The organism is Streptomyces sp. NPDC013455, assembly GCF_040632975.1.
Classification (GTDB): Bacteria; Actinomycetota; Actinomycetes; order Streptomycetales; family Streptomycetaceae; genus Streptomyces.
Genome location: NZ_JBEYCX010000029.1, coordinates 1 through 11360, shown reverse-complemented (window position 1 = coordinate 11360; position 11360 = coordinate 1). Strand labels below are relative to the sequence as shown.

Below are 11360 nucleotides of genomic sequence, written 5' to 3'. Positions count from 1 at the left end.
CGGAGCGGCCCTCCGTTCTCCTTGCGCGGTTCTCGTCCGGGACACCCGCTCGCGGGGTCTGCCCGCCCTCGCGGCACCCTCACTCGCGGAGGGCGCGGCTTCCGCCCCGAAGCACCCTCACCTCAAGGCACCCTCACCTCAAGGCACCCTCACCTCAAGGCACCCTCGCCCAAGGCACCCTCACCTGAGGTACGCGAGGCCCGGATGGACCTCCGTGTAGCCCTGGAGCAGCCTGCGGGCCACGCCGACCGAGTCGACCAGGGGGTGCAGCGCGAAGGCCTTCACGGCGGTCGCCCGGGAACCCGAGTCGGCCGCGGCCAGCACCTCGCGCTCGACGGCCTTGACCGAGCACACCAGGCCGGTGGCGTGGCCGGGCAGCGGATCGGTGGCGAGCGGGTGGGCGCCGCCCGCGTCGACCAGGCACGGGACCTCGATGACCGCGTCGGCGTCGAGGACGGACAGCGTGGAGCGGTTGCGGACGTTGAGGATCAGGGTGGTGCGCTCGTCCCGGGCGATGGCCCGCATCAGGGCGAGCGCGACCTTCTCGTACCCGCCGGACAGGTCGTCGGCCTCGCGGTCGCCGGCGCCCGCGCTCTCCCGGTTCTCGGCCATGTAGGTCGCCTCGCGTTCGGCGCGCGTGCGCTCCCAGGCGGCCAGGGCCGAGACGCCGGGGTCGCCGGCCTCGTCGTAGAACCGGGCCTGCTGCTCGCGCAGGAAGGCGCCCCGGGTCCGCCCGGCCTCCCGGTAGGCGCGGACGGTCTCCCGGTTGAAGTAGTAGTAGTGCAGGTACTCGTTGGGGATCGCGCCGAGCGACCGCAGCCAGTCGGCGCCGAAGAGCTTCCCCTCCTCGAAGGAGCCGAGCAGCGCCGGGTCGGCGAGCAGGCGCGGGAGCTCGTCGCGCCCCGCGACGCGCAGGGCGCGCACCCAGCCGAGGTGGTTGAGGCCGACGTAGTCGACGAAGGCCTCCCCGGGGTCGGCGCCGAGGACACGGGCGATACGGCGGCCGAGGCCGACCGGCGAGTCGCAGATGCCGATGACGCGGTCGCCGAGATGGCGGGACATCGCCTCGGTGACCAGGCCGGCCGGGTTGGTGAAGTTGATGACCCAGGCGTCGGGGGCCAGCCGGGCCACGCGCCGGGCGATGTCCAGGGCCACGGGCACCGTGCGCAGACCGTAGGCGATCCCGCCCGCGCCGACGGTCTCCTGGCCCAGCACGCCTTCCGCGAGCGCGACCCGTTCGTCGTCCGCCCGGCCCCTGAGGCCGCCGACCCGGATCGCGGAGAAGACGAAGTCGGCGCCGAGCAGGGCCTCGTCGAGGTCCGTGGTGGCCGTCACCCGGGGAGCGTCCGGCACCCCGGCGGCCTGCTCCGCCAGCACCCGCGTCACCGCACGCAGCCGGTGGTCGTCCAGGTCGTGCAGCACCACCTCGGTGACCCGCCCCTCGGCATGGTCGGTGAGCAGCGCACCGTGGACCAGCGGCACCCGGAAGCCGCCACCGCCCAGAATCGTCAGCCTCACGCCCGCACCCTCCCGATCACCCGCGCCCTTCCGTACACCACACTCTTCCGCACGCCGCATCCTTCCTCACGCCGCACCCGTCTCGCGGATACCCGGCCGGCCCGAACCCCGCTCCCGGAGGGGCCGGCGACCGGTACCACCTTGTCACCGGCCGCGGCCGCACCCGCGCCCGGCCGGCACCCGGACCACGGCCGTGGCCTCCGCTCGTCCGTCCGTCGGCGGGACGGGCGACCGCGCCGGCCGTCCCGCGCGCGAGAGGTGAGGAGGCAGGTGCGGCAGGCCGGCCGCGGCCTGACCGCACCCGCGCCCATGAGTCCCGGCCGCACCTTCCCGTCTGAGCCGGTACGGGCGGCTTCGGCCGGTGAACTGCCGTACGGTCAGGAGGGTTTCTTTGCTTCAACTCTTGACGGTCGAGTGGCCGGGGAGCACATTGGCCGCATCCTGAGAGCGCTCTCAACGGCACATGGGAGCGCTCTCACCACCCCGCACCCCGTACCCGAGAGGCCCTCCCCCATGAGCGCATCCTCCGGCACACCCAGACCCCGCCCGCTACGGCGCGCGTTCGTCGCCGTGGCGGCCACGCTCGGCCTGGCCGCGGCCATCGCCACGGCCGCCACCGCCCCCGCCGACGCCTCCGCCCCCACCCCTCCCTCGGGCTGGACGCAGGTCTTCGCGGACGACTTCAACGGCCCGGCCGGATCCGGTGTGAACACGGCCGACTGGCAGTACGCCACCGGGACCTCGTACCCCGGCGGCGCCGCCAACTGGGGCACCGGCGAGGTCGAGACGATGACGTCGAGCACCAGCAACGTCGCGCTGGACGGCAACGGCAACCTGCTCATCACCCCGCGCCGGGACGCCGCCGGCAACTGGACCTCCGGGCGGATCGAGACCCGGCGCACCGACTTCCAGCCCCCGGCCGGCGGGAAGCTGCGCGTCCAGGCCCGGATCCAGCTGCCGAACGTCACCGGCGCCGCCGCCAAGGGCTACTGGCCGGCGTTCTGGATGCTGGGGGCGCCGTTCCGCGGCAACTACTGGAACTGGCCGAGCATCGGCGAGCTGGACGTCATGGAGAACGTCCAGGGCCTGAACACCGACTGGGCCACGATGCACTGCGGCACCAACCCTGGCGGCCCGTGCAACGAGACCTCCGGCATCGGCGGTTCCACCTCCTGCACCGGCACCACCTGTCAGGCCGGCTTCCACACCTACGCGATGGAGTGGGACCGCTCGACCAGCCCCGAGGAGATCCGCTTCTACCTCGACGGGGTCAACTTCCACACCGTGCGCGCGAACCAGGTCGACGCGACGACGTGGGCGAACGCCACGAACCACGGCTACTTCCTCATCCTCAACGTGGCGATGGGCGGCGGCTTCCCGGCCGCGTTCGGCGGCGGCCCGGACGGCGGGACCCAGCCGGGCCACCCGATGACCGTCGACTACGTACAGGTCCTCCAGTCCTCCGGCGGCGGCACCACTCCCCCGCCGTCCGGCAACCGGGACGCCTACAGCCCCATTCAGGCCGAGTCCTACGACAGCCAGTCCGGCGTCGTCCCGGAGACCACCACGGACACCGGCGGCGGCCAGGACATCGGGTCCCTCGCGAACGGCGACTGGGCGCTGTACAAGGGCGTCGACTTCGGCTCGACGGCCGCGAAGCAGTTCTACGCGCGGGTCGCGAGCGGCGCCGCGAGCGGGGTCAGCGGTCTGGTCGAGGTACGTCTGGACAGCCGCGGCAACGCGCCCGTCGGCAGTTTCGCGGTCGGCAACACGGGCGGCTGGCAGTCCTGGCGGACCGTCCCCGCCAACATCGGCGCGGTCACCGGCACGCACGACGTCTACCTCACCTTCACCAGTGGCCAGCCGGCCGACTTCGTGAACGTGAACTGGTTCGACTTCGGCCACTGACCGGGCGGGCGGCGCGGGACGACGACCGTCGGCGCGCTCCTGCCCGCCCCGCCCGCGCCGGCCCCCGGTGACGTCCGTCCCGGTGACGTCGGCCCCCGGTGACGTCCGTCCCGGTGACGTCGGTCCCCGCCCCCGCAGCGCGTCCGCCGCGGGGGCGGATCCGCGTCCGCCGGCTTGACGGGGCGCCGCGACGGTCCGCCGGCTTGACGGGTCGCCGCGGCGGGGGGCCCACCGGACGGGTCAGCGCAGGTCCGCCCGGAACGCCACCGGTGTCTGGCCGGTGTGCAGATGGAAGTACTTGGAGAAGTTCGCCGCGTCGGGGAAGCCGACGGCCGCTCCGACGCGGCCGATCGGCAGGTCCGTGTGGGCGAGGAGGCGTTTGGCCTCCAGGACGACGCGCTTGTCGATGAAGCCCTTCGGGGTCTCGCCGGTGGCCGCGCGGACGGCGCGGACCAGGGTGCGGCGCGAGTAGCCGAGGGCGTCGGCGTAGGCGCTGACGCTGTGGTTGGTGGCGAACCCCTGCTCCACGGCGTCCCGGAAGCGGGTGAAGGTGCTGTCGGCGTGCTGCCGGGAGGTCTCGGCGGTACCGGCCAGATGGGCGAGGCGCAGCAGGAGCGCGGTCAGCGAGTGCCGCAGGACGGCGGTGTGCAGGCCGGGCGGGAGCGTGACGGTGTCCTCGTACTCGCGCCGGAGGTGGTCGAGGGACGCCTGGACCGCGGTGAGCTGGGCCGGGCCGGGGTGCAGCAGCGGCGGCAGGTCGTAGCGGTACAGGCCGGCGGCCTCGACGGTGGTGCGGGGCAGGAAGCCGGGTTGCATGGTCAGCACGGTTCCGCGGTACCCGGATCCTTGCGCGAACCGGTGGACCTGTCCGGGGCGGATCCACAGCAGGTCGCCGGCGTCGGCCGCGTACTCGGTGAAGTCGACCATGTGCCGTACGGGGCCGTCGGTGAAGAGCATGACCACGTGGAAGTCGATGCGGTGGACGCGGTGCAGGGGGGCGTCGGCGTGCCAGGTGCGGTCGGTGCCCATGGGGCCGATCTGCATGCCGACGCCGCCGACGGCCAGCTCGGCCGGGAAGGGGAAGGTTCTGATCCCGTCGCGTCCCGCGCTGCCCGTGTCACCGGGGTCGTCGGCGTCGCCGGCGCCCTCACCGGCGGCTTGCTGCGTTCTGTCGGTCATGTCCTGTTCGTGCCGTCCCTGTCGCGCGATCACTGTCCCAGATTCACCACAGGCTGACACACCCCGACCTTCCGCCGAAAAAGTCAGACTTTTAAGTTTGAACGCGTCCGGCCAGCTTCTCCGCACTGAACGAGGACTTCTTGAAGATGACCCCGCAGACTTCCGACAGCTTCGAGTGGACCGACCTGGACCGGCGTGCCGTCGACACGGCCCGACTTCTCGCGGCGGACGCGGTGCAGAAGGTGGGCAACGGCCACCCGGGCACCGCGATGAGCCTGGCGCCTGCCGCGTACACGATCTTTCAGAAGATGATGCGTCACGACCCGGCCGACCCGGAGTGGACCGGCCGTGACCGCTTCGTCCTCTCCCCCGGCCACACCTCGCTGACCCTCTACACCCAGCTGTACCTCGCCGGGTACGAGCTGGAGCTGGACGACCTGAAGGCCTTCCGGAGCCACGGTTCCAAGACCCCGGGCCACCCGGAGTACGGGCACACCGCCGGCGTGGAGACCACCACCGGCCCGCTCGGCCAGGGCGTCGCCAACGCCGTCGGCATGGCGATGGCCGCCCGCTACGAGCGCGGCCTGTTCGACCCGGACGCCCCCGCCGACACCTCCCCCTTCGACCACACCATCTGGGCGATCGTCTCCGACGGCGACCTGCAGGAGGGCGTCTCGGCCGAGGCCTCCTCGCTCGCCGGCCACCAGAAGCTCGGCAACCTGGTCTTCCTCTACGACGACAACCACATCTCGATCGAGGGCGACACCGCGACCGCGTTCTCCGAGGACGTGCTCGCGCGGTACGCGGCCTACGGCTGGCACACCCAGCGCGTCGAGCCCACCGCCGACGGCGACATCGACGTCGCCGCCCTGCACGCGGCGCTGACGGCCGCTCAGGCCGAGACCGGGCGGCCCTCGATCATCGCCATGCGCACGATCATCGCCTGGCCCGCGCCGAACGCGCGCAACACCGAGGCCTCCCACGGCTCGGCGCTCGGCGAGGAGGAGATCGCCGCCACCAAGCGTCTCCTCGGCTTCGACCCGGAGCGGACCTTCGAGGTCGCCGACGAGGTCATCGCCCACACCCGCAGGGCACTGGACCGGGGTGCCGAGGCGCACGCGGCCTGGGACAAGCGGATGGCCGAATGGCGTGCCGCCCAGCCGGAGCGTGCCGAGCTGTTCGACCGGGTGAGCAGGGGTGAGCTGCCCGAGGGCTGGCAGGACGCGCTGCCGGTGTTCGAGGAGGGCAAGGCGGTCGCCACCCGCGCCGCCTCCGGCAAGGTGCTCCAGGCGCTCGGCCCGGTCGTTCCCGAGCTGTGGGGCGGCTCCGCCGACCTCGCCGGGTCCAACAACACCACCATCGACAAGGGCAGCTCCTTCCTGCCGGAGGGCAATCCGCTGCCGGAGGCCGACCCGTACGGCCGTACCGTCCACTTCGGGATCCGCGAGTTCTCCATGGCCGCGGAGATGAACGGCATCGCCCTGCACGGCAACACCCGGATCTACGGCGGCACCTTCCTGGTGTTCTCCGACTACATGCGCAACGCCGTCCGTATGTCGGCGCTGATGCAGCTGCCGGTGACGTACGTGTGGACGCACGACTCCATCGGTCTGGGCGAGGACGGCCCCACCCACCAGCCGGTCGAGCACCTGGCCTCGCTGCGCGCGATACCGGGCCTGAACGTCGTCCGCCCGGCGGACGCCAACGAGACCGCGATCGCCTGGGCCGAGATCCTGAAGAGGCACGCCACGCACCCCGCCCCGCACGGGCTCGCGCTGACCCGCCAGGGCGTGCCGACGTACGCGCCGAACGAGGACGCGGCCAAGGGCGGCTACGTACTGCGCGAGTCCTCGACGGAGGTCCCGGAGGTGATCATCATCGCGACGGGCTCCGAGGTGCAGCTGGCCGTGGCCGCACGGGAGCGGCTGGAGGCCGAGGGGATCGGCACGCGGGTGGTGTCGATGCCGTCCGTGGAGTGGTTCGAGGAGCAGCCGCGCGAGTACCGCGAGCGGGTGCTGCCGCCGGCCGTGAAGGCCCGGGTCGCCGTCGAGGCCGGCATCGGCCTGACCTGGTACCGCTACGTCGGCGACGCCGGACGCATCGTCTCGCTGGAGCACTTCGGCGCCTCCGCCGACGCGGGAACCCTGTTCGCCGAGTTCGGCTTCACCCCCGAGAACGTGGCCGCAGCGGCCCGCGAGTCGCTCGCCGCCGCGCGCGCCTGACGCCGGCGCCGGTCCCCGACGCCCGGCACACCCGACACCCGACACCCGACACCCGACGCAAGAAGAAAGATGATCACTGTGACCGAAGCAATCGCGACCCCGGGAGCCCTCAAGCGCCTCGCCGACGAGGGCGTGTCCGTCTGGCTGGACGACCTGTCGCGGAGGCGGATCACCTCGGGCGGCCTGGCCGAGCTGGTGGCGAGCGGGAGCGCCGTCGGTGTCACGACCAACCCGTCCATCTTCCAGGCCGCCATAGGCTCCGGCGAGGGCTACGAGGAGCAGCTGAGCGACCTCGCCGTGCGGGGGGTGACGGTGGACGAGGCCGTGCGGATGATGACGACCGCCGACGTGCGCGACGCCGCCGACATCCTGCGCCCGGTGTACGACACCACGGGCGGGCGGGACGGCCGGGTCTCCATCGAGGTCGACCCGCGGCTCGCGCACCGCACCGAGGCGACCGTCGCCGAGGCCAGGCAGCTCGCCTGGCTGGTGGACCGGCCCAACGTGATGATCAAGATCCCGGCGACCGAGGCGGGCCTGCCGGCGATCACCGAGGTCGTCGGGCTCGGCATCAGCGTCAACGTGACCCTGATCTTCTCCCTGGAGCGCTACCGCGCGGTCATGGACGCCTACCTGGCCGGCCTGGAGAAGGCCCGCGAGCGCGGCGTCGACCTGTCCACGATCCACTCGGTGGCGTCCTTCTTCGTCTCCCGCGTGGACAGCGAGATCGACAAGCGGCTGACCGCCCTCGGCACCGAGGAGGCCCTCGCCCTCAAGGGCCGCGCGGCCCTCGCCAACGCCCGCCTCGCCTACGAGGCCTACGAAGAGGTGTTCTCCTCCGACCGCTGGCTGGCCCTCGCCGCTGACAAGGCGAACCGGCAGCGCCCGCTGTGGGCCTCCACCGGGGTGAAGGACCCCGCGTACAAGGACACCCTGTACGTGGACGAGCTGGTGGCGCCGGGCACCGTCAACACCATGCCCGAGGCCACCCTGCACGCCGTCGCCGACCACGGCGAGATCACCGGCGACACCGTGACCGGCGGCTACGCCCAGGCCCGCGCCGACCTGGCCGCCGTCGAGCGGCTCGGCATCTCCTACGACGAGGTCGTCCGGCAGCTGGAGGACGAAGGCGTCGCCAAGTTCGAGACGGCCTGGCAGGAGCTGCTGGACGCCGTCACCGAGTCCCTGAAGAGCAAGGGAGCTGACGCCCGATGACCGAGAACGCAGCCTCCGCCCAGGCACCCGAACAGGTGCGCGTGCCGCTTACCCCGGCCGCCGACTGGGTGAACCCGCTGCGGGACGCCCGCGACCGCCGGCTGCCCCGCATCGCCGGGCCGTCCGGCCTGGTCATCTTCGGGGTGACCGGCGACCTGTCCCGCAAGAAGCTGATGCCGGCCGTCTACGACCTGGCCAACCGCGGCCTGCTGCCGCCGGGCTTCTCGCTCGTCGGGTTCGCCCGCCGCGAGTGGGAGGACCAGGACTTCGCGCAGGTCGTGCACGACTCCGTCCGCGAGCACTCCCGGACCCCGTTCCGCGAGGAGGTGTGGCAGCAGCTCGCCGAGGGCATGCGGTTCATCCCCGGCGACTTCGACGACGACACCGCCTTCAAGCAGCTGAAGGACGCCGTGGAGGAGCTGGACGCCTCCCGCGGCACCGGCGGCAACTTCGCCTTCTACCTCTCGGTGCCGCCGAAGTTCTTCCCCAAGGTCGTGCAGCAGCTGAAGAAGCACGGCCTGGCGAACCCCCCGCAGGGCTCCTGGCGGCGCGCGGTCATCGAAAAGCCGTTCGGCCACGACCTGGCCAGCGCCTGCGACCTGAACGCGATCGTGCACGAGGTGTTCGAGCCGGACCAGGTGTTCCGCATCGACCACTACCTCGGCAAGGAGACCGTCCAGAACATCCTGGCGCTGCGCTTCGCCAACCAGATGTACGAGCCGATCTGGAACCGGTCGTACGTCGACCACGTGCAGATCACGATGGCCGAGGACATCGGCATCGGCGGCCGCGCCGGCTACTACGACGGCATCGGCGCCGCCCGGGACGTCATCCAGAACCACCTGCTCCAGCTGATGGCGCTGACGGCCATGGAGGAGCCGATCGCCTTCGACGCGGAGGCGTTGCTCACCGAGAAGCTCAAGGTGCTGAAGTCGGTGCGCCTGCCGGAGGACCTGGGCCGGCACACCGTGCGCGGCCAGTACGCGGCCGGCTGGCAGGGCGGCGAGAAGGTCGTCGGCTACCTCCAGGAGGAGGGCATCGACCCGAAGTCGAAGACGGACACCTTCGCCGCCGTCAAGCTGGGCATCGACAACCGCCGCTGGGCGGGCGTCCCCTTCTACCTGCGCACCGGCAAGCGGCTGGGCCGCCGGGTCACCGAGATCGCGGTGGTCTTCAAGCGGGCCCCGCACTCCCCGTTCGACTCCACGGCGACCGAGGAGCTGGGCCAGAACGCGATCGTCATCCGCGTCCAGCCGGACGAGGGCATGACCGTGCGGTTCGGGTCGAAGGTGCCGGGCACCTCGATGGAGATCCGGGACGTGTCGATGGACTTCGCCTACGGCGAGTCGTTCACCGAGTCGAGCCCGGAGGCGTACGAGCGGCTCATCCTGGACGTACTCCTCGGCGACGCCAACCTGTTCCCCCGTCACCAGGAAGTGGAAGAGTCCTGGAAGATCCTCGACCCGATCGAGGAGTACTGGGCGGCGCACGGCAAGCCGGCGCAGTACGCGTCGGGCAGCTGGGGACCGACGGAAGCCGACGAGATGCTCGCACGAGACGGACGGAGCTGGCGCAGGCCATGAAGATCGACCTGACCGACACCACGGCAAGCAAGATCAACAAGGCGCTGGTGCAGGGCCGCCGCGCCATCGGCACGCCGGCCGTGGGCATGGTCCTGACGATGGTCATCGTCACGGACGAGGAGAACGCCTACGACTCGATCAAGGCGGCCGAGGAGGCCTCGCACGAGCACCCCTCGCGCACCCTGGTCGTCATCCGGCGGCAGGCGCGCACCCTGCGCGACCGCACCCACTCGCGGCTCGACGCCGAGGTCCGCGTCGGCTCCGAGGCCGGCACCGGCGAGACGGTGGTGCTGCGCACCTACGGCGAGGTGTCCGACCACGCCGACTCGGTCGTCCTGCCGCTGCTGCTGCCGGACGCGCCCGTCGTCGTGTGGTGGCCGGTGGAAGCCCCCGAGGCCCCCGCCAAGGACCCCCTGGGCGCGCTCGCCCAGCGCCGGATCACCGATCTGTACGCCGTCGAGCGGCCGCTGGAAGTCCTGAACGCCCGCGCCCGCACCTACGCGCCCGGCGACACCGACCTGGCCTGGACCCGGCTGACCCTGTGGCGGTCGATGCTGGCCGCCGCCCTGGACCAGGCGCGCGCCCAGGTGACGTCGGCGGCCGTCGAGGCCGAGGCCGACAACCCCAGCGCCGAGCTCCTCGCGCGCTGGCTGGAGGCCCGCCTGAGGGTCCCCGTGGACCGGGTGCACAGTGCCGGCCCCTTCGTCACGGCCGTGCGCCTGGGCACCGCCGGCGGCGAGATCGTCGTCGACCGGCCCGAGGGCCCGCTCGCCACCCTGAGCCTGCCCGGCCAGCCGCCGCGCACCCTCGCCCTGAAGGTCCGTCCCACCTCCGAACTGATCGCCGAGGAGCTGCGCCGCCTCGACGCCGACGAGATGTACGCCATCGCCCTGCAGGGCGAGGCCCCCAAGGAGAACGCCTGAGATGGCCGAGTTCCCGAAGCTCACCCACCGGCCCGAGTGGACGGCCCTGGCCGACCACCGCGCACAGGGCCGGCCGCGGCTGCGCGAGCTGTTCGCCGCCGACCCCGGCCGCGCCGAGCGGTACGTCGTACGGGTCGGTGACCTGTACATCGACTACAGCAAGCACCTGATCACGGACGAGACGCTGCGGCTGCTGCGCGAGCTGGCCGCGGCGACGGACGTCTTCGGCCTGCGGGACGCCATGTTCCGCGGCGAGAGGATCAACCTCACCGAGGACCGGGCGGTGCTGCACACCGCGCTGCGCGCTCCGCGGGACGCGGTGATCGAGGTCGACGGCGACAACGTCGTACCGAAGGTGCACGCGGTGCTGGACAAGATGGCCGGCTTCGCCGACCGGGTCCGCTCCGGCGAGTGGACCGGCCACACCGGCAAGCGCATCAGGAACGTGGTCAACATCGGCATCGGCGGCTCCGACCTCGGCCCCGCCATGGCCTACGAGGCGCTGCGCCCGTACACCGCGCGCGAGCTGACCTTCCGGTTCGTGTCGAACGTGGACGGCTCCGACCTGCACGAGGCGACCCGCGACCTGGACCCGGCCGAGACGCTGTTCATCGTGGCGTCGAAGACCTTCACCACGATCGAGACGATCACCAACGCCACCTCGGCGCGCGCCTGGCTGCTGCGGGCCTTCGACGGCGACGAGAAGGCCGTCGCGAAGCACTTCGTGGCGCTGTCCACGAACACCGGGAAGGTCAGGGAGTTCGGCATCGACCCGGACAACATGTTCGAGTTCTGGGACTGGGTCGGCGGCC

Annotated in this window: 7 protein-coding genes and 1 pseudogene; 6 read left to right on the top strand and 2 right to left on the bottom strand. The window is 72.2% G+C overall.

Features of this window, described 5'->3' with window-relative positions:
• Nucleotides 1-180 precede the first annotated feature (180 nt).
• Nucleotides 181-1518 (bottom strand): 6-phospho-beta-glucosidase, encoded by a 1338-nt coding sequence (locus ABZ576_RS31760; RefSeq protein WP_360748655.1) that lies wholly within the window; start codon nucleotides 1516-1518, stop codon nucleotides 181-183.
• Between the two features lie 513 nt (nucleotides 1519-2031).
• Between ABZ576_RS31760 and ABZ576_RS31755 the strand changes: the two genes are divergently transcribed.
• A complete protein-coding gene (locus ABZ576_RS31755) occupies nucleotides 2032-3426 on the top strand; it encodes a glycoside hydrolase family 16 protein (protein ID WP_360748651.1) in 1395 nt (464 codons plus the stop codon).
• Between the two features lie 240 nt (nucleotides 3427-3666).
• Here ABZ576_RS31755 and ABZ576_RS31750 read toward each other — a convergent pair whose 3' ends face one another.
• Nucleotides 3667-4605 (bottom strand): AraC family transcriptional regulator, encoded by a 939-nt coding sequence (locus ABZ576_RS31750; RefSeq protein WP_360748648.1) that lies wholly within the window; start codon nucleotides 4603-4605, stop codon nucleotides 3667-3669.
• Nucleotides 4606-4751: 146 nt separating this feature from the next.
• On the opposite strand from ABZ576_RS31750, the gene tkt reads away from it, so the two are divergent.
• From tkt to ABZ576_RS31725, 5 genes and pseudogenes are all read left to right on the top strand, one after another.
• A complete protein-coding gene (tkt, locus tag ABZ576_RS31745; protein WP_360748645.1) occupies nucleotides 4752-6827 on the top strand; it encodes a transketolase in 2076 nt (691 codons plus the stop codon).
• A gap of 69 nt (nucleotides 6828-6896) precedes the next feature.
• Nucleotides 6897-8042 (top strand): transaldolase, encoded by a 1146-nt coding sequence (gene tal, locus ABZ576_RS31740; RefSeq protein ID WP_360748642.1) that lies wholly within the window; start codon nucleotides 6897-6899, stop codon nucleotides 8040-8042.
• Entirely contained in the window at nucleotides 8039-9625 is a 1587-nt protein-coding gene (zwf, locus tag ABZ576_RS31735) for a glucose-6-phosphate dehydrogenase (protein WP_360748639.1), read from the top strand. Before tal ends, zwf begins: the two co-directional genes overlap by 4 nt.
• Nucleotides 9622-10548, top strand: a complete 927-nt coding sequence (gene opcA / locus ABZ576_RS31730; RefSeq protein ID WP_360748636.1) for a glucose-6-phosphate dehydrogenase assembly protein OpcA — start codon at nucleotides 9622-9624, stop codon at nucleotides 10546-10548. The genes zwf and opcA overlap by 4 nt, the downstream gene beginning before the upstream one ends.
• A 1-nt stretch (nucleotide 10549) precedes the next feature.
• Nucleotides 10550-11360, top strand: a pseudogene (locus ABZ576_RS31725) (glucose-6-phosphate isomerase); the annotation flags it as partial.